The organism is Clostridium bornimense, assembly GCF_018917145.1.
Lineage (GTDB): Bacteria > Bacillota > Clostridia > Clostridiales > Clostridiaceae > Clostridium_AN > Clostridium_AN bornimense_A.
In genome coordinates this window covers 72,821-95,299 of record NZ_JAHLOD010000006.1, presented here as the reverse complement: position 1 = coordinate 95,299, position 22,479 = coordinate 72,821, and the positions used below count along the sequence as shown (strand labels likewise).

Below are 22,479 nucleotides of genomic sequence, written 5' to 3'. Positions count from 1 at the left end.
CTTATACAATTAGTATAGAATCTACTTAATAGGATTTTTTTAAGGAGATTTGATATGAAGTTTGTATTAGCACCAGATTCATTTAAAGAAAGCATGACAGCAGAAGAAGTATGTTCTTCAATGGAGAAAGGTATAAAGAAAGTATTTATTGATGCTCGGTGTATACATATGCCAATGGCTGATGGAGGAGAGGGAACTTTAGATACATTAATTAATGCAACAAATGGAAAGACAATTAAAGAATATGTAACAGGACCTTTAGGAGAAAGGATAGAAAGTAGGTTTGGAATATTAGGTAGTGGTGATACAGCAGTTATTGAAATGGCAGAAGCATGTGGTTTACAATTAGTAGATACGGCACAAAGGAATCCACTTATCACAACATCTTATGGTGTTGGAGAATTAATTGTGAAGGCATTAGATTTTGGGGTAAAAAACATTTTGACAGGACCTAATGGGGCTAGTTATATATTTGGACCACAAAAAGGCGCAACAGAATCGATGGTGAAAATTTTAGATAATAACTTAAAGCATTATAGTAATATAGTAAGAAGCATTTTTAATATTGATTTAGAGAGTATAGAAGGTGGAGGTGCCGGTGGAGGTGCAGCCTCTGCTTTACTTGGATTTTGTAATGGGAGCTTTAAAAGTGGAATAGATATTGTAATGAATTATAGTAAGTTAGATGAAAAAATTAAGGAATCAGATTATGTTTTTACTGGTGAAGGTAGTATTGATTTTCAAACCAAAGAAGGTAAAACTATGACAGGAATTATTAATATTGCAAAAAAGTATAATGTTCCTGTTATTGCTCTAGGCGGTAAAGTTAACTTTGATGTTAAAGAATTTTATAACTATTCTAAGTTATCAATGTTTAGTATATTATCAGAAGTTACATCTATAGAAGAAGCCTTAAAAGGTGGTAAATATAATGTAGAGAAGACATGTGAAAATATATCTATACTTATTAAATGCATAAAATGAAGCAATGATAAAAGGGGTTGTAATAAGAATTACAACCTTTTGTTAAAATTCACGATTATTTTGAAAATCAAATATTACTTGAGAAGTTTTGGCAATAACTTCTTTAGAATCTGTAACATTTTTAGTATAAATAGTAAGTATATACGGAGCATTTGCATAGATGATAGCAATATCATTTACATAGGACTCATAATCTCCAATTTTATGAGCTACAAGTGATTGATCAATATACTTATCGATTCTATCGTGATACATAGTATTTTTCATATTGTTTATTAAAGTATCGTAATAAGGATTATTATCTTTATTATAGTAAAGAACTTTAAGGTATTGGGCAGCATCATTAGAAGTAATAGCGTTATCAGTATGATCAGCTTCATATCCCAGAATATTATCATATTGTTTGAAAACTATATTTTTTCCACCCATAAGATTTGAAATCATCTTTGTTGCTATATTATCAGAATAAATAATGGAATATTTAGACAATGTAAATATATCTATTGGTGATGATAAATCTTTACTTTGTAGTATACCAGCGCCGCCTTCGTAATCATTATCACTATACTTAACAGTAGTGTCTTTTTTTATTTCACCATTTGCTACTTTATTAAGAAGAAGCATATTTAGAGGAACCTTACTAGTACTTGCTGCAACAAAGGTTTTATCACCATTAAAGGATATTGTACGCTTTGTTTTAATATCATAAAAAGTTAAACCTACATTATCCCCATATTGTGCAATATTTGAAGATATAGCAGTTTCAAGATTGCTGAAATATTCATTTAAAATAACTTCATCAATATCAACTTTATTTTCAGTTTTAGTTGTGGCTTTCATTTTGTTACTTAATAATTTTTTTGAACTACCAACATTTAAACTTAAAGGCATATTATATAGTATTATAGAAAAAAATGTTGTTAGTAATAATATTATTGATAAAAATACTTTCTTTTTAATCATAAATTACACCGTAGAATCATTTTTTTCAAAAACCACCATTACAGAGTATTGTACTGATTTTGTGATGAAGTTTATTGTTGTAGTATCATATTGCAAACTATGAATTTTAATTTTATTATTACAAATAAAATCATTAACTTCTTGTGATAATTGTAATTTATTTAGATTACTAAAAATTCTAATTTCTTTCATAAGTTCCTCCTTTTATATAAATCAACAAAATTTAATTATTTTCTACAATATAATACAATATTATAGCATAAAATGTAATAAAATAGAAGAGATTTTAACAAAAATAGACACTTTTACATTTGAAAAATAGTATGTTTATATATAATATTTAATATTTGAACTTTCACAACTTTTACAAGTGTCTGTGGTTCATCAATAAAAATGAGGATATATTTATAGATATGTGTTAATATATTGTAAGGATATTTATTAATAGAACAAATAAAAGAGGTGCAAAATTTAATATATGAGTAAGAATTTTAAAATACAAAAGCCCAAATATATAAATGACTTAGAGAGTATCAATGATTATAATGAGGATATTCTTTTTTCAGACAGAATTAAAGATAGGATTGTAGATGGCATTGAAATATTACAAAAAGATGATATGGGAATTAGCATTGATTCTTGTGTGTTTAAAAATACTAAATTTATTAATTGCAATTTAAAAAATATAGATTTAACTGATACTAGATTTGAAAATTGTGATTTATCTAACATAGATTTTAGTAATAGTGCTATACAAAGAGTGGAATTTGTAAATTGTAAGCTTGTAGGAGCAAAATTTGATGATAGTCATTTTAAAGATGTAGTTTTTAAAGAATGCGTTGGTAGGTATAGCAATTTTTCTTTTGGAGAATTAAAGAATGTTGAGTTTAGCCTTTGTAATTTTCAAGAAGCAGTCTTTCAGCAAGTATATATAAAAAATGTATATTTCATAAAAACAGATTTAAGTAATAGTTATTTTAATAAAACATCTTTATATAATGTAGATTTATCTACTTGTACTATTGACGGAATAGATAGTGAGATAAATGATATTGCTGGTGTAAAGGTGACTCCTGTGCAAGCATTAGAATTAAGTAAGTTATTGAGGATAACAATTATTTGATATTTTCTAATGTTATATTTGATTAAATATAATATATTTTATATAATGTAAAGGCTAAAGGAGGAGAAGTATATGATAGATGTAGAAAAGATTGTAGAAAAATTAATTCATTGGGCATCTACAACAGGAATTAAACTAGTTATAGGCATAATAATTCTTATTGTTGGATGGAAACTAGTAAAAAAATTACTAGGCATAATGAATGCAGTTTTAGAAAAAAGAGAAGTAGATCGTACTTTAGCTTCGTTTCTTGATGCAGTTTTAAATATTTCACTAAAGGTTTTATTATGTTTAATAGTAATGGAGTATGTTGGAATTGCTACAGCTGGATTGGCAGCATTATTAGCGTCTGCTGGACTAGCAGTAGGGTTAGCGTTACAAGGAAGTTTGTCTAATTTTGGAGGAGGTGTAATAATACTTCTAATACGACCTTTTAACGTAGGAGATTTTATTGAAGGGGATGGAAAGTCTGGAGTTGTTGAGAGAATAGGCATATTTTATACCCATTTATTAACGCCAGATAATAAAGAAATAATGATTCCTAATGGTACATTAGCTAATACTACAGTTACAAATTATACATCAAAGGATTTAAGAAGGGTTGACATTACTTTTTCAGTAGGTTATGAAGAAGATGTACTTAAAGTTAAAAAGGTTATTGAAAATATAATTGATGATGAAACATTGATTTTGAAAGAGCCGGAACCTTTTGTATCTATTTCAGAGCATGGAGATAATGCTGTTGGTTTTGTGGTAAAAGCTTGGTGTAATACAGAAAATTATTGGACTGTATACTATAATTTATTAGAAAAAGTTAAAATCAAATTTGATGAGGAAAATATATCAATACCATATCCACAGATGGATGTTCATATAAAACAAAATTAAATTCTTATAAAGGAACTAATGCACAGATAATAGTATGAATTAGTTCCTTTTCTATATTTTGATATGTATCAGAGTATATCTTTAGTACATATAGTATGTAAGGTAGAACTTATTGTTGAAGAATATTGAGGTGAATATAATGAAAAAGTTTGTTTTATACTCATCAGGAATATGTAATGAAGTTTTTACTAAGGATATATGTTTAATTCCTTTTGTTATGCAGAAATACTATGGTTATGAATCTAGTATTTTAACTTATACAAATGAACAGGACTTTCCTGATAATGATAAATATTTAGGTCATTTGAAAATAATTTCTATAGAAAGTGATGAGCATTTAGATAAAGAATTAAGAAGTGCAGATGTTATTATGATGTTTGGTATTTATGATGATGTGGTAGATTTAATTTATAGATATAAAAGATTAAATGAAAACGGGCAAATATATCTTAAGTTAGATATGAATTCATACTGGTTAAGTAGGTTACATGTTAATATGAATGATTATATTATGGGAGCGTTAAAAAAATGTGACCTAATTACTGCAGAAAATAAGAATAATCAAGAATTTATAAATAATAATTGGGGTGTTAGAGTAGAGTATATACCTAATGGATATTACGAGTTTGTAAGTGATGACTATATCGATTATAAAGAGAAAAAAAATGTCATACTTTTTGTAGGAAGAGTAGGAGCACCAGAAAAAGCAAATCATATTCTTCTAGAGGCTTTTGCTAAGATAGAAAATGAACTTAAAGATTGGAGTATTGAATTAGTAGGAAATGTAGATCCAAGTTTTATGCCATATATCAATGATTATTATAATAATAATCCAAAGAGAAGAGAACGGGTAAGATTAGTTGGGTTTTTAGGTAAAAAAGAACTTAAAGAGAGATATAAACAATCTAAGATTTTTTCTCTAACATCGTTTAGTGAGGCATGTGCCAATGTATTTTCACAAGCAATATCAAATGGATGTTATTTGGTATCAACTGATGTAGATGGTGTAAGAGATATAACTGATAATGAAAAATTCGGATGTATTATTCCTGTCAATGATATAGATAGGCTTTCCAGTGTATTAAGAGAGATATGCCAAAATGAAAAGTTATTAGAAGACAATTGTATATCGGCTCAAAGGTATGCTAAGGAAAACCTTAGTTGGATAAGTCTATGTGATAAAATTAATAAATTTTTGTTTTATAACAATAATTAATATATTTGAAGTGGCAAAAACTGATTTCCTAAATGAAAGGCAATCAGTTTTTGCCATTTTAGTGTAATAAAGATTTTAATGTATTTAGTACAAAATCTTTATTTATAGTATAGTGATCTATTAAATATTGTATATCATAAGTAAACTCATCTAAGTCTTCATACTTATAGTTTAGTATATAAGATACACTGTTTTCTATATCTAATTTATTATCTATTCGCATTAATTTATATTTTATATTTATCATATCAATGGAATTATATTTTGATAAATCTGTTTGTTTAGTACTTCTAATAAAATATTCATAAGTAGAGTAATCTAAATAAGAACTATTGTTAGAAAGAGAAAGTAATTTTTCAATTAACTCATTATCTTGTGAAATCGTATAATAATTAATTATAGTAGGCTCACTAAAATTATTTTCAGAAAGAAGTTCTTTTACTTCTTTAATAGTAAAGAGCCTTAAGATATTTTTATCAAGCAATTTGGAATTTTTATAAGAAAAAGTGCCGTTTAAGATATCTTTTATAATACTTATGTGCATTATGTTAGTGAAACTACAGAGAAGATTACCAGATATTTTTAGATATCTAGAAATTTTACCAATAGTACTCCAGGGATCTATTAATTTTTCCAATGTATGATCTAAAATGATGTAATCAAAAAAGTTATATTTAAAATTAAGAGAAATAGTTTCTATATCACTATTAATAGTAGTAATATCATTGAAATTTTTGCTTGTAATAGTGTAAATTTTTGAATTAATAAATTTATTTTTTATATCTGAAATTAAATTTGTATTAGTATAGTTTAATACTAATATGTTTATTGGTTGATTCGTAGGTTTATCCATTAAGGTTAAAAAACTCATAAATTTCACCTAGCTTTCAATAATATATTTATATAAAGTTAAAGTATTCATATATTTAAACTTATGTTACTAATAATATGGTATCAATTATAAGTGTTATTAATATATTGTAAGTGTTAGAAATATATTATGTAAGGAAATCATATATGGATGAATATAGTATTGCTGTTATAACATATGTTAAAAATAAATATATTTATGATGAATGCCTTTTTTATATAAAGAATTTAGAAGTGCCTAAAAATATGAATTTAGAAATTTTAGCAATAACAGAAGGAAACTCTGTAACTGAAGCATATAATAAGGCAATGATTATAGCTAAATCTAAGTATAAAATATATGTTGATGAAAATGCTTTTATTACCAATAAACATATTATAAAAGATATTATAGAGATTTTTCATAAAGATAAAACGATTGGAATAATAGGAGTTGAAGGAAGAAGTTTTACATCAAATTACGGAGTGAATTTAGAAGAAAGATTTAATATTAGGGAAAAATATATTATAGAAGATGGAAATATACATTTAGATTCTTTTGGAAACCCTAAGAATGCTTATGAAGAAGTTGAAACAGTAAGTGGAATGGTTATAGCAACACAATATGATATTAAATGGAGGGAAGATTTATTTTCTGACGATTATTTTTATGATGAGGCTCAATGTATGGAATTTCAACGTCAAAAGTATAAAGTTGTTGTTATAAGAGAAGAAAAACCATGGGGTACTTTTATTAAAAGAAAATACAAAGATGATTATTATAAGTATGAAAATATATATTTAAAAGAATACTCAATTATGGAAGAAAAGAGAATCTCACTGTTTTTTCCACAATTAGAAGATCAACATTTAACAAAAGATATATGCTTAATACCTTATGTAATGAAACAATATTTTGGATATAATGCTAGTTTTATTACTACTGGTGAAAGGAGAGAATTTCCTTCTAATAAAAAGTTTTTAGGAGATATTCCTATTTTTATTGGTAAAGATATAGAAGATTCCATAAGAGAAATATCAAAATCAGGAGTATTAATGTTAATATGGGTATATCCTTTTAATATTGAACTAATAAACAGGTATAAAGAAATTAATCCTTTTGGAAAAGTATTTATAAAGTTAGATGCAAAAATGGAGTCAATGGGATATCTTAATGGATATGTAAATGATTATATACTAAATACATTAAGAAAGTGTGAATTAATTTCTGTAGAAAATAGAAATGTACAAAAATATATAAATAGTGTATGGAATTTGAATGTAAAATATATACCTAATGGGTATTATGATTTTATAAGTAATGAGGATATTAATTATAAGGAAAAGAAAAATACTATACTTTTTGTAGGTAGAGTAGGATCAATAGAAAAAGCAAATCATATTCTTTTAGAAGCATTTGCTAAGGTAAGAAAAGAACTTTATAGTTGGAGTATTGAGTTAGTAGGTAATATAGAGCCAAGTTTTATAGAGTATATAAATAAGTACTATGAAAGTTATCCAGAACTTAAAGAAAGAGTGAAATTGATTGGATTTCTTGATAAGAGAGAGCTTAAGGATAAATACAAAAGTGCTAAAGTATTTTGTTTAACATCGCCTAGTGAGGCTTGTGCTAATGTATTTTCACAAGCAATATCAAATGGATGCTATCTTATATCAACGGATGTAGATGGTGCAAGAGATATAATAAACAATGAAGAATTTGGGTCCATTGTTCCTGTTAATGACATTGATAGACTTTCTGTAGTGTTAAAAGATATATGTTTAAATGAAGATTTATTAGAAAAGAACTGTATTGAGGCACAAAGGTATGCAAGAAAAAATCTTAGTTGGATAAAATTATGCGGAGAAATTGATAAGTATTTATTTTGTAATAAGGAGTATCAGTGATTAAGTGAAGAAAAATAAAAATAAGGTTTGTTTTATAACAGCGGTTAATGATGAAGTAAAATATGAGGAATGTAAGTTTTATATTAATAACTTAGAAATACCAGAAGGTATAGAAATCGAGTTTATTTCTATAAGGAAAGCTAAATCTATTACCAGTGCTTACAATAGTGCAATGAATAGAACGGATGCAAGATATAAAGTATATATTCATCAAGATACTTTTATTATTAATAAAAGATTTATATACGAAATCTTAGATTTATTTGAAAATAGAAAAATAGCTATGATTGGTGTTGCAGGAGGTAGAGGTATAGATTCTACTGGTATATGGTCTAAGTGCTCTAAGGTAATAACAAGAGTTTATGATACTGGTGATCCTGGATATATTCATTTATTATCTTATGGAGATATCGATGGAAAATATGAAAAAGTTGATATAATAGATGGATTAATAATGATAACACAATATGATGTGAAGTGGAGAGAAGATATATTTAAAGGATGGCATTTTTATGATGCCTCTCAAAGTAGAGAGTTTATTAATAGGGGATATGAAATAATTGTTCCAAGGCAAGATAATATTTGGTGTATTCATGACTGTGGAAAGGTAAATATGAATATGTATGAAGAAAATAGAAAGATATTTGTTAGGGAATATATAAAGGAGAATATATAAACTTATGGCTTATGATATATCAATTGATGATGTAACTTTAGAATATATAAAAAAATATAAGTTTAAGCCTACAAAAGATTTTATGAAATTTACAAGTATAATTATATTATCATTTAATGAATTAGAGAATACTAGACTTTGTATAGAGAGTGTAAAAAAATTTACAGAGAAAAGCATTTGCGAAATAATAGTTGTTGATAATGGATCAAAAGATGGAACAGTACAATGGCTAAAAAAACAAGATGATATAAAAACAATTTTTTTAGAAAGCAATGTTGGAATAGCACCTGGTTTTAACATAGGATATAAAGAAGCTAAGGGTGATACAATAGTTTTTCTTGCTAATGATACTATTGTTACACCTAATTGGATAAATAATATAAGCAAAGCGTTATATAGTGATAAATATGTAGCTGCGGTGACGGCTGTAGTAAATAAAGGTTTGCAATCAATAACTATTCCCACTAACTACGATAACATTGATGAAATGCTTAAATTTGCAATAAAAAATAATATAAGTAATTCAAGTAGGTGGAAGAGAAAGATATTATTAGGACTATATTGTATTGTGGCAAAGAAAGAAGTATTAGATAAGGTAGGGGCTTTTGATGAGAGATTTGCTCCAGCTTATTTCGAGGATTATGATTTAGGGTTAAATTTGATAAGTAATGGATATAAGATATTACAATGTGATGATGCATTTATTCATCATTTTTCAGATGTTACTATTAGAAAAAATCCTAAGAGATATGAAATAATGAATAAAGGTCAAGTTAAGTTTGATGACAAGTGGAAATTTGACATGGTGAGATTTAATAAGATACGTGAAAATCTAATAGGATTTATTAAGGAAGATGAGGGAAAAGATATAAATGTTTTAGAAGTGGGATGTGGTATTGGATTAACATTATTGGAGATAAAAAATAAGTATAAGAGAAGCAATTTATTTGGAATAGAGAAGGATGCAAATGTAGTTAATATTTCTAAGGGAATAGGTAAAATTGAAATATCGGATATTGAGTTTGCAAATTTTAATTATGATAAAAAGTTTTTTGATTATATAATTTTAGGTAGTGTATTAGAAAAGGTTAGTACTCCAATAAAGGTACTTGAGAAGTTACTTTTATATTTGAAAGATGGAGGGTATATATTACTTAGTGTTAATAATATTATATATATCAATAATATAAAAGCCATTATTAATAGAAAATTTAGTGGTAATTCCAATGAGGTTTTGCGATATTTTCATATAGATGAAATATATACTTCGTTAGAGAATAAATTAACCATAGATGATATGTTTTATAGGTATTATTTAGAGGAGGACTGTAATAAAGAATTAATAGATGTATTAACTAAGTATGGAAAATTTGATAGGATAAATTATAACATTGATAAATATTATATTAAAGCTAAACTAAATATTTAAAGGTAAAAGGAGATGTCGCATTAACAAATTAAAAATCGTTAGCGATATCTTCTTTTATTATGATTGTTGAATAGTACATATGAGACTATGAAATAAAGTCTGTAAATTAAAAAAATGACAGTTTTCTATGATAAAATAAAATTATTATAGGAGGCTGTTTTTTATGAGAAAAAGAAAAGAAAGAATGAGTGAAGGAAAAAAGAACATTATTGCTGCATTACTTAAGGAATATGATATTCAATCAGCTGAAGATATTCGAGATGCACTAAAAGATTTACTTGGTGGAACTATTGAAAGCAGTAAATACTGGCTTAGTGTGCTAAATGAGCTTAAAAACCGTGGTGTAAAAGATATACTCATTCTTTGTGCTGATGGTCTTACAGGAATTAAAGAATCTATCAATGTAGCATTTCCCAATACTGAATATCAACGTTGTATTGTTCATCAGATGTAAGAAAAGTAATTTACACTACAAATGCTATAGAAAGTTTAAATAGTACATATCGTAGATTAAATCGTCAAAGAAGCGTATTTTAGGGGTGATACTGCACTATTAAAAGCTTTGTATTTAGCTACTTTTGAAGCTACAAAGAAGTGGAATTTGCCATTACGAAATTGGGGTAAGGTTTATGGAGAATTATCAATAATGTACGAAGGTAGATTACCGGAATAAACCTACCGGTTTTACAATAAAAAAATTACACCCGTTTAAGGGTGTTCTTGACATGCATATTTTTATTTATTATATTGTAATCAAGGTATGAGCACCAAATTATGGTGCTTATACCTCTAAAATAATTATCATAGAAAGCTATTTACAGAGTTTTCTTCACACACTCAATTTTACACTAACTTTTAATAGAGAATAATCATAAATACTTTCTTATCTATAATTTTAAACATGACAAATAAACTTCCATGTAATCCATGCAAATTTTTACATATAAACTTATATTATTATACTATAGAACTCTCTTTTTATTAAGTATATTTACTTTTCGAGTTTCTCTACGAACCTTCCTCTTGAAGCTTCTATAAGGTCTAATTAGAATAGCATTTTTTTCAATTTCTGTTCCTATATACCTTAACATATGCCTTCGCTTCCATGGATTATTTGTAGATATCATCATGATTAATGTGTTCTTCAATTTAGCAATTAATATATTTGTATTAACTTTATATTCATACTTTAAATTCTTATCTTTATATTCCTCTTCAATAATTTCATTAGCATCCATTTTAGCTAATGCAACAATATTAACTAAGTGCATTGTTGCATAAAAATCTTGCTCTATAGCTATTGGTGTTTCTCCAGTAAAGTTTTCAATTTGAAGTTTATTTTTTATTTTATCATATTTAACTTCAATTCCCCATCTTTTAAAATAAAGTTCTTTGAAATCGGCTACGGTAAAATCTTCATCAAAAATATTTGTTATTAAAATTTCTGTTATATTTGCCTCTAATGAAAATTTTAATACTCGCATTTTTATTAAAGTATTTTTATATTTTACTTCTATAACTTGATCTTTATTCGAAACATTAACAACTTCTTTCAAAAATGAACTGATAACTTTAATTAAATATTTCAACTGTATTAAATTTCACTTTACTGCCTTTCATCCTTGTAAAATACGTATTTTAAACTCTAAATTCATATAAAAACATTATGTCATATATAATTTTATTTGATTTTCTATTCTTATTTTTAATTTTTTAATTTCACTCAAAAAAATTTCCCCTATAATCAATATTATTTAATGTAATATTGATTATAGATGAATTTATTATATATTTATATCTTTTTTCTTTTGCATTTTCTTACAGCTTAAGTTTATGACATTGGCCTTGTGCCTTGATATTCTATCTTGCTGAAGAAACTTGCCGCACTCTGATATAACTTCTTTGTGCTACAGCCCCTTTTAACTTGAAAAGTATATATTGTATCAAATATTTCTATAAAACATATATTGGGTATAGGAAGTTAATGGTATTGTAAGTGTTGATAGGAGAATCAATAAGATATGATAATAGATATAGTATTGTATTATGGTCAGGGAAGAGGTGGGTTAGAAGATGTTATCGCAAAGGTTTCAAGAGGCCTCAAGAATAAGGGACATAGAGTTAGGGTATTTCAAGCATATAGACCTCAGTATATAGAATGGGAAGAAAAGTTAGATGAAATATACTATTATGGTGAAGAAATTCCATGGGGTTCGTATTTAGAGCAATATGGTAATGGATATAAGAAACTTTTAGAATCTATGGATAAACCAAACATTGTAATAGCAACACATGTGCCACTTCAAAGTTATATATGTCATGTTGCTGTTAATGAAGGAAGTGAGAAAAAAACTCCAATAATCTCATGGATACATGGTCCTATAGATTTCTATGGTGGACGTAATTTTTTGCAATATAGTGATGCTCATTTAGCAATAGGTGAAAATGTTATGGAGGATCTGGTTAAGACTATTAATAGAGAAAAAATATTTGTAGTTGGAAATCCGGTAGAAGTAAAAAATCAAAAAATATGTAAAAGACCAGATAGAAATCTAAAATTGCTTTTTGTAGGGAGATTTTCCAATGTAGAGAAGCGGTTAGATGTGCTTTTTAAAGCATTAGCATTAGTGAAAGAGCCGTGGAATATCAAGCTTATAGGAGATGGAATAGATCATGATATGATTGTAAAGTTATCAGAAGATTTAAAAATATATAATCATATAGAATGGACTGGATGGAAAGAGAATCCTTGGGATTATGTAGATGAGGCATCAGCATTAATACTTACTTCTGATTTGGAGGGATTTGGATTAGTTGTAGTTGAGGCATTAGCTAGAGGTATACCTGTGATTTCAACTAGTTGTGGTGGTCCAACATATATGATTAAAGATGGTGTAAATGGATGGCTTATAGAGAGAGGAGATTATTTAAAATTAGCAGAATTGATTAATAAAATACAAGATGGAGAGTTAGATTTACCAAAAGTTAAAAGTTGTATTGATTCCGTTTTAAAATACGATGTTGATAATGTTGTTGATAATATAGAAAAGGTATTAATTAGAGAATGTAATACGGGGGAGTAGATGAATGGAGGTTAAAAACTTACAAAATGATTTAAAGGCAATAAATAATTTTGAATATATTCATTCAAATAAGAGTAGTAAATTTACTAGTATTATCATAGTTACATTTAATGGTTTAGAATATACAAAGCTATGCATAGAAAGTATTAGAAAGTTCACTAAAAGGGGATCATATGAAATTATTGTTATAGATAATAATTCTACAGATGGCACAAAGGAATGGATTAGCAATCAAGATGACTTAAAAATAATATTAAATGAAGATAATTTAGGGTTTACAGCTGCTTGTAATGAAGGGATAAGTATTGCTGTAGGTGATATTTTATTGCTAAATAATGATATCATTGTAACACCTAGATGGCTAGAAAATCTTAATAAAGCACTTTATAGTAATTCTAATATAGGAGCTGTAGGACCTGTATCTAATTATGTGTCAAATAATCAACAAGTTGATATAAACTATAGCAATATATATGAAATGTTAGAGTTTGCAAATGAATTTAACATCTCTAATAATGAATTATGGGAATATAGGATTAAGTTAATAGGTTATTGCTATTTGATAAAAAAAGAAGTTGTTGATAAAGTTGGAGTTTTAGATGAAAGATTTACACCAGGCCATTATGAAGACGATGATATTTCAATAAGAATATTATGTAGTGGGTATAACTTATTAGTATGTAAGGATACTTTTGTACATCACTTTGGAAGTGCTAGCTTTAAAAAGAAGGATGGATTAGGTGCTTTGATAAGCACAAATTATTATAAATTTATTGAAAAATGGGGGTTTGAAGTAGCATTTGGTGCACCGGTTAAATGGAATTTAATTGATAAAATAGATATAAAAAATAATGAGAAGAAAAACATTTTAGAAGTAGGATGTGGTTTAGGAGGAACATTATTAGAATTGAAAAATAAGTATAAAAATGTTGATTTATATGGGATAGAAGAGAATTTTGTTATAGGTAAAGTTTCAAAAGGGGTACTTAACGTCATTATTGATGATGTGAGAACTGCTAAATTACCATATCCAAAAGGATTTTTTGATTATATATTATTAGGAAATAAAATAAGTGACAAAGGAATAAAAGATAAATTTACTATGTATTTAAAAGTTGGTGGTGAGATTATATAGTAATAGTCAATTTAAGGAGAATTTTATGGAAAATCTTAATGATATAAAAGATAATATGTTTTTATTTGATATAAACGAAGGGAAAAAGATAATTAAAGAAAATAGAATTTATACTGAAGAACTTATAAAGAAAATTGATAATTGTGCTAATAATATTGATATTGAAGGGGTAGCTAACTTATCACTTCAATATGCAGATTATGTTCAATATAAAGCAACAGGAGAATATTGTAATGAAGATATAGAAAAAGCTCTTTTGATATGTGGAAAAAACATAGATATGGATAAAAATAATTTTCAGGATGTAGAGTTAATGTTGGAGAATTACACTACATCGAAAAGAAAAATACTGCATGTAATTAGTGAAGGATATAAAATAGGTGGACATACTAAACTTGTGAAGAACTGGATAAAGAAAGATGAAGATTCTATTAGTGCATTGATCACAACATGGCAAATGAATACATTACCAGAGGAATTGATAGAAGAGGTAAAAAATCATGGTGGTTTTGTATATTCACTAAATAACTTTTATGGAACCTATGAGAAAAGTGCATCATTATTAAGAAAAATTGCGTATTCTTGGTCTGATATTGTTATTTTACATTGTCATATGCAAGATCCGATTCCGATATTAGCCTTTGCTGTTGAAGGGGGACCACCAGTTTTTATTTTAAATCACGCAGATCATAGATTTTGGATAGGATCAAGTATTGCTGATGTTATTGTTGATTGCCGTGAGGAGTCAAAAAAGTTGTCATTTGAAAGAAGAGGTGCTAGGGAATCCTTTATATTACCGGTACCACTAAGTGAAAAAGGAGATTTTGATAAAGAAAAATATAGAGATAAATATGGAATAGATAGAAAAACAAAAGTAATTTTGACAATAGCCGAAGAGTATAAGTTTAAAAGTATTAATCAATATAGTTATATTGATATTTTGAAGAGAATAATTTTTGAGACTAATGATACAATAGCATATATTGTAGGTCCTAAACGGGAAGGAAAATGGGAACAATTATGTTTAGACACAAATGAAAGGGTTAAGGTAATAGGTAGAACTGAAAATATTGAAGAATTATATATGATTTCAGATATGTATTTAGATTCATTTATGTTTAGTAGTTTTACAGCGTTACTAGATGCGGCAATGTATGGACTACAAATAATAAAATTTAAAAATCATGTAGCACCATTATTTAGTGATACTGGAGAAGAGATAGAGCAATGTTGTTTTAATAATGTAGATGAAGCTATCAATTATATAAATAATGAATTTAACAGTAATAAAAAGAATGTACAATTGGAGATAAGAAAGAAGCATTGTAGTGATATACCTAAAAAAATAGAAGAATTATATAGTAAAATTAAAAATCATACTGTTAATGAAAATATTAAAATAAATAATAATATTGGTAACAATGATTTATTTTGGGCATTATTTTTAAAGCAATAATTTAAGGAAGGCAAATATGATTAATTTCAATGAACCTATTGTAACAGGAAAAGAAATAGATAATATTAAATCTGCTATAAGTTTGAAGAAAATTTCAGGGGATGGTGCATTTACAAAAAAGTGTTCTAGTTGGTTTGAGAAGAAATTTAATGTTAAAAAGGTGCTTTTCACTACTTCATGTACCCATGCATTAGAGATGACAGCACTATTATGCGATATAAAGCCAGGAGATGAGGTTATTGCACCTTCATATACTTTTGTATCAACGGTTAATGCATTTGTCCTTCGAGGAGCAAAAATAGTATTTGTAGATATTAGACCAGATACTATGAATATAGATGAAGATATTATAGAAAAAGCAATTACTGAAAAAACAAAAGTAATTATACCTGTCCATTATGCAGGAGTTGGATGCAATATGGATAAGATTATGCAAATAGCAAAGAAGTATAATTTGTATGTAGTAGAGGATGCGGCGCAAGGAATGATGAGTAAATATAATAATAGGTATTTAGGAACAATAGGAAATCTTGGTTGTTATAGTTTTCATGAAACAAAAAATTATTCTATGGGAGAGGGCGGATTACTATTAATAAATGATGAAAGATTTATTGAAAGAGCTGAAATAATTAGAGAAAAAGGTACAGATAGAAGTAAGTTTTTTAGAGGAGAAGTAGACAAATATTCATGGGTAGATATAGGATCATCATATTTACCCAGTGAAATAAATGTAGCATATTTGTATCCGCAATTGGAAATTGTTGATGAAATAAATGATGATAGAGTTAACAGTTGGAAATGTTATTATAAAAATCTAAAGAAATTAGAAAAACAATCTTTAATAGAATTACCTTGTGTTCCTAAGGAATGTGATATTAATGGTCATATATTTTATATTAAGGTTAAGAATATGAAGGAAAGAGATAAGTTAATACGTTATTTAAAAGTTAATGGAGTGCTTACAGTATTTCATTATATACCATTGCATTCATCAAGTATTGGAAAAAAGAACGGAAGATTTTATGGAGAGGATAAGTATACTACAAAGGAAAGTGAAAGAATATTAAGACTACCAATGTATTATGGGTTAAAAGAAAAAGATATTTTATATATTACAAATAAAATTACAGAATTCTTTACTAAAGGTGGAGAAATATGATATGGAAAATAAAATTATTATGGAGAAATTTTTAGTAGGATATAGGGAAAAGTTAGATATACCGAAAGAATATAGTTTAGGAGTAATTGAAAACATAGAAGATGAGAAACAATGGGAAAACTTGATTTCAGAGGTTTTTAATTTTCAATGTGATATAGATAAAAATTTGAAGAATGAAGGTGTATATTCTAGAGATAGAGTGTTTATTTTAAAATATAAAGGGAAAGTCATAGCTACAGCTACAGCTTGGTATAGACCTGAATATGGTGAAAAAACAGGTTATTTGCATATGGTAGCGGTGGATAGTAAGTTTAGAGGAAGAGGATTGTCTAAAATTGTAGTTATAGCTGCGATGTTATATATGGTAAGTAAAGGTGAAAAGCGAGTTGTATTGAAAACAGATTCTTTTAGGACAGAAGCTATATGTTTATATAAAAAATTAGGATTTACGATAATAAAATAGGTTAATGAGTTACGAATAATATAATTTTTAGCATATATTTTCTTACAAATAAAAAAGATGATTTCTATTTTATGTAGAAATCATCTTTTTTGTAGTAATAATTGAAAAAAGTTAAGAAGAATGCTTTTTCTGAAGGATATTATTTATATAAAGAATATTTAAATAATTTATATTATCACTTAAATAATCTGATGCGTTAGAATTTAGCCAATTAATAAGGAGTCGATAGTCTTCAGTAGAAACTTTTGAAGAAGTGAGATACCAAGGTATACTAATATTTAGTAGTCGGGAATGTACTTTTTTCACAACGTTTTTATCAATATTATAGTCATCAATTGCAGAATGTAGAATTTCTAATCTTGAATCAAATGAATTTAATAAAGCGGATATAGGGTAATTAAAACTACTATTATTTCCATGAATTCTGTATACAGATACAAAATTATTTAGTATTATAGCATTACCGGTTAATAATGCCTTCATATATAGTTCTACATCATCAAGAGATATACTATTACCAGGGCGTGTTTTATCCAAAAGTTTTTTGTTGAATATAGTAGGAATTGAGCAATTAGGAAGTTGGTATTGATTTAGAAATAAATTTTCAAAGTATTTTTTGCCACTAGTTATAAAGGGTAAGTTTACTTTTGATTTTTCTAGTGAATGATATTTAATATTAGATATAAGCACACCGCCACATATAAAAGATATATTTTCATGTTCTCTATATAATTTTAGAGCGTTTTTAAAAAAATCCATATCAATATAAAAGTCATCATGACCCATTACCACAAAGAAATCACCATTTATTAGATTATAACCTTTTACTATAGTTTTACCAGTGCCTAAGTTTGTACTATTTTTGTAATAAAAAACTTTATTATTATCACCATATTTTGATTTTACTATTTCTTCGGTACCATCGGTAGATGCATCATCTATTATTATTAATTCAATATTTTTATATGATTGTGATAAAACGCTATCGATAGCTTCTTGTAGAAATTTTTTTTGATTATAGGTAGGTATAACTACACTTATTAATTTATTTTCATCTAATATAGTATTGTCTTTTGGCATAAAAGATAATATTTCTTCGAAATAACCTAATAAGGTATTATATTGATTTTCGGATAAGCCTGTATAATTCTTTAGATAAAACTTAATTCCATCTAAGGAGAGGTTACCATCTAAAGAGTTTTGAAAAAAATTAACAGTTTTATATAATGTAGGTAAATCTTTGATATAGTCGTTCAATAGATTGTTAAAATTATCTATTTTTTCTGTAATAAACATTTAAACTCTCCCTAATATAAATAATTCATTTATATATTATACAAATGATATTAATGTTGTTACTATAATAAAATATAAAAATGTATATTTTCATTTATATTATATGTTATTATATTAAATATAAGTAATTTTAAAGAGAAATATGCAATATAATAAAGCGATGTAGTTATATGTAAGAGTGCTTTATATATTAGTATAAATAATTAGCAAGAAGGTGTTTAATATGAATTTTGATTTGATAATTTCAGGGGTTGTTGGAGTTTTATTGTTATATATGATATTAAAAATATTAAAGTTACCTATTAAAATTCTTATTAATGGTATTGTCGGAATAATTACTTTGAATGTAATTAATTATTTCGGATCCTATATAGGAATAACAGTTATAGTAAATATTTGGACAGCATTGATAAGTGGTTTTTTAGGATTACCAGGAGTCATATTAGTATTAATATATAGTATTCTGATGTAGGTAAAATTTACTTTATAACAATAAAGCAAAAGAGCTATTGCTTACGAAAATTAATTCGTAAGCAATAGCTCTTTTTATCTATTTATTATGCTTTGTTAACAGAACCGAATAATTCCATTTTTTCTTTAACTGTAGCTTTGATTGCTTCAAAACCAGGAGCTAATAACTTACGTGGGTCAAATCCTTTACCTTGTAAGTCTTTACCTTCTTCTATATATTTACGAGTTGCAGCAGCAAAGCTTAATTGACATTCAGTATTAACGTTGATTTTAGCAACTCCAAGAGATATAGCTTTTTTAATCATATCTTCTGGAATTCCAGTACCACCGTGTAAAACTAATGGCATATCACCAGTAAGCTTTTGGATGTTATCTAAAGCTTCGAAGCTTAATCCAGCCCAGTTTTCTGGGTATTGTCCGTGGATATTACCGATACCAGCAGCTAACATAGTAACTCCTAAATCAGCAATTGCTTTACATTCTTGTGGATCAGCGATTTCACCAGCACCGATAACACCGTCTTCTTCTCCACCGATTGAACCAACTTCTGCCTCTAAAGAGATTCCTTTTTCAGAAGTTAATTTAACTAATTCCTTAGTCTTTTCTATGTTTTCTTCTATTGAATAATGAGAACCATCAAACATAACTGAAGAGAAACCAGCTTCAATTGTTTTTAAAGCTCCTTCATAACTACCGTGATCTAAGTGAAGAGCAACAGGAACAGTGATGTTTAAGTCTTTGATTAAACCGTTAACCATTCCAACGATTGCGTCATATCCTCCCATGTACTTACCAGCACCTTCAGATACTCCAAGGATTACTGGAGAGTTGTTTTCTTGAGCAGTTAATAAAATAGCTTTAGTCCATTCTAAGTTATTGATGTTAAATTGACCTACAGCATATTTACCTGCTTTTGCTTTTGTTAACATTTCTTTAGCTGAAACTAACATTATGTAACCTCCATATAATTAAATTTGTTGTAAAACAAAGAAAAATATTTTGTTGTTAAATTATTTTTCTTCCTATGAGGTATTATAACTTTAAATTATCGAAAAGTGAATACCTTTTTAACTAATAAGGTAATAGTAAACGGTTACCTATCTTAGAATAATTTTTTTATTTTTGTGATTAGGAATAGATAAACAATATATGGTTAGATGTTACAGTATATTTTTTTTAGAAAAACCTTTACAATGATAAAAAGTCATGATATTATGTAGAAGTCGCAAGACAAGCGTTGTTACTGATTATGCAGGCAAAGGCTAATTATAGGTATACTAAATTATTATATCTATTATTGGTCTTTTTTTGTTGCAAGAATTAGAATAACAAAAGACTTAATAGGGTAACTTAACAAGAGAGAGACTATTAAGAAACAAAAGATTGCTTATAGGAGGAATTATTTATGCTAAAATTTTTACAAAGAATTGGTAAAGCTATTATGTTACCGATAGCAGCATTACCAATAGCTGGTATCCTATTAGGAATAGGTGGAGCCTTCCTTGGAATTGCTGGATTAGATAATCCACCAGCTGTTTACCAACCATTAATAAAGTTTGTAAATATAGACTTTGTTAATGCATTATTAACTGTAATGAATGACATTGGTAATATTATATTTGGTAACTTACCAATACTATTTGCAGTAGGGGTTGCAGTAGGACTTGCGAATAAAGAAAAGGGGACAGCTGCATTAGCTTCAGTTTTTGGTTTCCTTGTAATGAATCAAGTTATTTCAACACTTTTAGGTTTAGGAGCAACTCAATTAGGAGTTGTAACTGCTGATAATGTTGGAGATTATGCAACATATACTACAACATCAGTAGGTATATTTACACTTAACATGTCAGTATTTGGTGGTATTATAACAGGTTTAGTAACATCAATACTTCACAATAAGTTTTATAATATTCAATTACCACAAGTTATAGGATTCTTCTCAGGATCAAGATTTGTGCCAATAGTAACATCTTTAGCAATGGCAGTAGTAGGGGCAGTACTTGCATTTGCATGGCCAATAGTACAAGATGGAATATCTGTGATAGCAGAGTTAGTTAAAAATGCAGGATTTATTGGATCATTCTTATATGGAACAATAGAAAGAGCATTAATTCCATTTGGATTACATCACGTATTCTATACACCATTCTGGTTCAGTAACTTTGTTGAAGGTAATATATTAGTAAATGGTGCATGGCAAGTAGTAGATGGTGCAAACACAGCTTACTTTACTCAATTATCTAGCATGGGAAGTTTAGTTGGTGCTGATACTGAAACAATGAAAACAATTGTATCAGGAACAACAAGATTTATGGCAGGTAAATTCCCATTCATGATGTTTGGTTTACCAGCAGCAGCTTTTGCAATGTATAGATGTGCTGCTCCATCAAAGAGAAAAGTAGTAGGTTCATTATTAGTAGGTGCTGGTGTTACAGCTTTCTTAACTGGTATTACTGAACCATTAGAATTTACATTTATATTTGTTGCTCCAGCTTTATACGGAGTACACTGTGTTCTTGCAGGTTTATCATTTATGTTAATGGATATATTTAATGTATTCATTGGTATGACTTTCTCAGGTGGTGTAATCGACTTTACATTATTCGGATTACTTCCAGCTGGTGCAGGCGTTAAAACTAACTGGTATATGGTACTTTTAATTGGTGCAATATATGCAGTAGTATACTATGTATTATTCTCATTCATAATTAAGAAGTTTGATTTAAAAACTCCTGGTAGAGATGAAGATGAAGAAGAAGTAAAATTATATAGTAAAGCAGATTATCAAGCATCTAAAGGTGGAAATGCTGACACTACTAACAATGGTGGAAGTGGAAAAGGTGAGATTGCAGAAAAAGCTCCAGCAGTATTAGAAGCTTTAGGTGGCGGAGAAAATATAGTTGGTGTTGATGCATGTATCACAAGATTAAGAGTTGAAGTTAAAGATAAATCTAAAGTAAATAAGGCAGAACTTAAGAGATTAGGAGCATCTGGTGTAGTTGAAGTAGGAAACGGAATTCAAGCTATTTTTGGTGCTAAGGCTGATCCTTATAAAAACGAAATTAAAAATATTTTAGGTATAGACTAGTAAAGTTAGAGGCTTTCGCAATAACAAATGAAAATTTGTAGACGAAAGCCTTTTTTAGTGCACAGTTTTCAGTGCACAGTAATGGTAGAAATTCCTGAGGAATTTCTGAGATTGTAAATGCGAAGTCACGGTCCATAATTTGGTCATGGAATTGGAGTTGTAACATAATTTTCTTATCTACAGTAAAAATGGAAACGCTCTGCTGTCCGCAGGACTATAATATTTTCCCCACAGGGGAAAATTAACCTTCACTGTGCACTGATAATTGTGAACTGTGCACTATTTTTAATTC

Annotated in this window: 20 protein-coding genes and 1 pseudogene; 15 read left to right on the top strand and 6 right to left on the bottom strand. The window is 27.5% G+C overall.

Annotation, left to right across the window (positions count from 1 at the left end; genetic code table 11):
- Window positions 1-54: 54 nt before the first annotated feature.
- Entirely contained in the window at window positions 55-984 is a 930-nt protein-coding gene (locus KQI30_RS03650) for a glycerate kinase family protein (RefSeq protein ID WP_216461846.1), read from the top strand.
- 42 nt (window positions 985-1,026) lie between these two features.
- Here KQI30_RS03650 and KQI30_RS03645 read toward each other — a convergent pair whose 3' ends face one another.
- Complete coding sequence (locus KQI30_RS03645; protein ID WP_216461845.1) at window positions 1,027-1,947, bottom strand: serine hydrolase; 921 nt, start codon at window positions 1,945-1,947, stop codon at window positions 1,027-1,029.
- Between the two features lie 3 nt (window positions 1,948-1,950).
- On the bottom strand, window positions 1,951-2,139 hold the full coding sequence (locus KQI30_RS03640) for a hypothetical protein (RefSeq protein WP_216461843.1): 189 nt from the start codon (window positions 2,137-2,139) through the stop codon (window positions 1,951-1,953).
- 286 nt (window positions 2,140-2,425) lie between these two features.
- Here KQI30_RS03640 and KQI30_RS03635 point away from each other — a divergent pair, with 286 nt between their 5' ends.
- From KQI30_RS03635 to KQI30_RS03625, 3 genes are all read left to right on the top strand, one after another.
- Window positions 2,426-3,070, top strand: coding sequence for a pentapeptide repeat-containing protein (locus KQI30_RS03635; RefSeq protein ID WP_216461842.1), 645 nt, complete (start codon window positions 2,426-2,428; stop codon window positions 3,068-3,070).
- A gap of 72 nt (window positions 3,071-3,142) precedes the next feature.
- A complete protein-coding gene (locus KQI30_RS03630; protein WP_216461841.1) occupies window positions 3,143-3,958 on the top strand; it encodes a mechanosensitive ion channel family protein in 816 nt (271 codons plus the stop codon).
- 139 nt (window positions 3,959-4,097) lie between these two features.
- A complete protein-coding gene (locus KQI30_RS03625) occupies window positions 4,098-5,174 on the top strand; it encodes a glycosyltransferase family 4 protein (protein WP_216461840.1) in 1,077 nt (358 codons plus the stop codon).
- 58 nt (window positions 5,175-5,232) lie between these two features.
- Here the strand turns inward: KQI30_RS03625 and KQI30_RS03620 are convergent, their stop codons facing one another.
- Window positions 5,233-6,045 (bottom strand): methyltransferase domain-containing protein, encoded by an 813-nt coding sequence (locus KQI30_RS03620; RefSeq protein WP_216461838.1) that lies wholly within the window; start codon window positions 6,043-6,045, stop codon window positions 5,233-5,235.
- Between the two features lie 146 nt (window positions 6,046-6,191).
- Here KQI30_RS03620 and KQI30_RS03615 point away from each other — a divergent pair, with 146 nt between their 5' ends.
- From KQI30_RS03615 to KQI30_RS03600, 4 genes and pseudogenes are all read left to right on the top strand, one after another.
- A complete protein-coding gene (locus tag KQI30_RS03615; RefSeq protein ID WP_216461837.1) occupies window positions 6,192-7,931 on the top strand; it encodes a glycosyltransferase in 1,740 nt (579 codons plus the stop codon).
- A gap of 4 nt (window positions 7,932-7,935) precedes the next feature.
- Entirely contained in the window at window positions 7,936-8,607 is a 672-nt protein-coding gene (locus tag KQI30_RS03610; protein WP_216461835.1) for a glycosyltransferase family protein, read from the top strand.
- 4 nt (window positions 8,608-8,611) lie between these two features.
- Window positions 8,612-10,036 carry a glycosyltransferase gene (locus tag KQI30_RS03605; RefSeq protein ID WP_216461834.1) on the top strand — a complete coding sequence of 475 codons (1,425 nt, stop codon included), beginning with the start codon at window positions 8,612-8,614 and terminating at the stop codon, window positions 10,034-10,036.
- A gap of 268 nt (window positions 10,037-10,304) precedes the next feature.
- Window positions 10,305-10,709, top strand: a pseudogene (locus KQI30_RS03600) (transposase); the annotation flags it as partial.
- Between the two features lie 289 nt (window positions 10,710-10,998).
- Here the strand turns inward: KQI30_RS03600 and KQI30_RS03595 are convergent.
- A complete protein-coding gene (locus KQI30_RS03595) occupies window positions 10,999-11,592 on the bottom strand; it encodes a transposase (RefSeq protein ID WP_253287368.1) in 594 nt (197 codons plus the stop codon).
- Between the two features lie 465 nt (window positions 11,593-12,057).
- Here KQI30_RS03595 and KQI30_RS03590 point away from each other — a divergent pair, with 465 nt between their 5' ends.
- The 5 genes from KQI30_RS03590 to KQI30_RS03570 are packed head-to-tail and all read left to right on the top strand — an operon-like array spanning window position 12,058 to window position 17,332.
- Window positions 12,058-13,119 (top strand): glycosyltransferase, encoded by a 1,062-nt coding sequence (locus KQI30_RS03590; protein ID WP_216461833.1) that lies wholly within the window; start codon window positions 12,058-12,060, stop codon window positions 13,117-13,119.
- A gap of 4 nt (window positions 13,120-13,123) precedes the next feature.
- Window positions 13,124-14,254: a glycosyltransferase gene (locus tag KQI30_RS03585; protein WP_216461832.1), complete on the top strand. Its 1,131-nt coding sequence runs from the start codon at window positions 13,124-13,126 to the stop codon at window positions 14,252-14,254.
- 25 nt (window positions 14,255-14,279) lie between these two features.
- Window positions 14,280-15,710 carry a glycosyltransferase family 4 protein gene (locus KQI30_RS03580; RefSeq protein ID WP_216461831.1) on the top strand — a complete coding sequence of 477 codons (1,431 nt, stop codon included), beginning with the start codon at window positions 14,280-14,282 and terminating at the stop codon, window positions 15,708-15,710.
- A 16-nt stretch (window positions 15,711-15,726) separates the two neighbouring features.
- Entirely contained in the window at window positions 15,727-16,869 is a 1,143-nt protein-coding gene (rffA, locus tag KQI30_RS03575; protein WP_216461830.1) for a dTDP-4-amino-4,6-dideoxygalactose transaminase, read from the top strand.
- Between the two features lies 1 nt (window position 16,870).
- The gene (locus KQI30_RS03570) at window positions 16,871-17,332 is read left to right on the top strand and encodes a GNAT family N-acetyltransferase (protein WP_216461829.1); all 462 of its coding nucleotides are present in this window, start codon (window positions 16,871-16,873) and stop codon (window positions 17,330-17,332) included.
- Between the two features lie 111 nt (window positions 17,333-17,443).
- Here KQI30_RS03570 and KQI30_RS03565 read toward each other — a convergent pair whose 3' ends face one another.
- Entirely contained in the window at window positions 17,444-18,628 is a 1,185-nt protein-coding gene (locus tag KQI30_RS03565) for a glycosyltransferase family 2 protein (protein WP_216461827.1), read from the bottom strand.
- 223 nt (window positions 18,629-18,851) lie between these two features.
- Here KQI30_RS03565 and KQI30_RS03560 point away from each other — a divergent pair, with 223 nt between their 5' ends.
- Window positions 18,852-19,100 (top strand): pro-sigmaK processing inhibitor BofA family protein, encoded by a 249-nt coding sequence (locus KQI30_RS03560; protein ID WP_216461826.1) that lies wholly within the window; start codon window positions 18,852-18,854, stop codon window positions 19,098-19,100.
- Between the two features lie 85 nt (window positions 19,101-19,185).
- Here the strand turns inward: KQI30_RS03560 and fba are convergent, their stop codons facing one another.
- Complete coding sequence (gene fba, locus KQI30_RS03555) at window positions 19,186-20,049, bottom strand: class II fructose-1,6-bisphosphate aldolase (protein WP_216461824.1); 864 nt, start codon at window positions 20,047-20,049, stop codon at window positions 19,186-19,188.
- A gap of 455 nt (window positions 20,050-20,504) precedes the next feature.
- On the opposite strand from fba, the gene KQI30_RS03550 reads away from it, so the two are divergent.
- A complete protein-coding gene (locus tag KQI30_RS03550) occupies window positions 20,505-22,187 on the top strand; it encodes a PTS transporter subunit EIIC (RefSeq protein ID WP_216461823.1) in 1,683 nt (560 codons plus the stop codon).
- Window positions 22,188-22,479 lie beyond the last annotated feature (292 nt).

Coding starts and splice junctions, on each gene's coding strand:
- KQI30_RS03650 (WP_216461846.1), top strand. CDS start 55: ATGAAGTTTGTATTAGCACCAGATTCATTTAAAGAAAGCATGACAGCA.
- KQI30_RS03645 (WP_216461845.1), bottom strand. CDS start 1,947: ATGATTAAAAAGAAAGTATTTTTATCAATAATATTATTACTAACAACA.
- KQI30_RS03640 (WP_216461843.1), bottom strand. CDS start 2,139: ATGAAAGAAATTAGAATTTTTAGTAATCTAAATAAATTACAATTATCA.
- KQI30_RS03635 (WP_216461842.1), top strand. CDS start 2,426: ATGAGTAAGAATTTTAAAATACAAAAGCCCAAATATATAAATGACTTA.
- KQI30_RS03630 (WP_216461841.1), top strand. CDS start 3,143: ATGATAGATGTAGAAAAGATTGTAGAAAAATTAATTCATTGGGCATCT.
- KQI30_RS03625 (WP_216461840.1), top strand. CDS start 4,098: ATGAAAAAGTTTGTTTTATACTCATCAGGAATATGTAATGAAGTTTTT.
- KQI30_RS03620 (WP_216461838.1), bottom strand. CDS start 6,045: ATGAGTTTTTTAACCTTAATGGATAAACCTACGAATCAACCAATAAAC.
- KQI30_RS03615 (WP_216461837.1), top strand. CDS start 6,192: ATGGATGAATATAGTATTGCTGTTATAACATATGTTAAAAATAAATAT.
- KQI30_RS03605 (WP_216461834.1), top strand. CDS start 8,612: ATGGCTTATGATATATCAATTGATGATGTAACTTTAGAATATATAAAA.
- KQI30_RS03590 (WP_216461833.1), top strand. CDS start 12,058: ATGATAATAGATATAGTATTGTATTATGGTCAGGGAAGAGGTGGGTTA.
- KQI30_RS03585 (WP_216461832.1), top strand. CDS start 13,124: ATGGAGGTTAAAAACTTACAAAATGATTTAAAGGCAATAAATAATTTT.
- KQI30_RS03580 (WP_216461831.1), top strand. CDS start 14,280: ATGGAAAATCTTAATGATATAAAAGATAATATGTTTTTATTTGATATA.
- rffA (WP_216461830.1), top strand. CDS start 15,727: ATGATTAATTTCAATGAACCTATTGTAACAGGAAAAGAAATAGATAAT.
- KQI30_RS03570 (WP_216461829.1), top strand. CDS start 16,871: ATGGAAAATAAAATTATTATGGAGAAATTTTTAGTAGGATATAGGGAA.
- KQI30_RS03565 (WP_216461827.1), bottom strand. CDS start 18,628: ATGTTTATTACAGAAAAAATAGATAATTTTAACAATCTATTGAACGAC.
- KQI30_RS03560 (WP_216461826.1), top strand. CDS start 18,852: ATGAATTTTGATTTGATAATTTCAGGGGTTGTTGGAGTTTTATTGTTA.
- fba (WP_216461824.1), bottom strand. CDS start 20,049: ATGTTAGTTTCAGCTAAAGAAATGTTAACAAAAGCAAAAGCAGGTAAA.
- KQI30_RS03550 (WP_216461823.1), top strand. CDS start 20,505: ATGCTAAAATTTTTACAAAGAATTGGTAAAGCTATTATGTTACCGATA.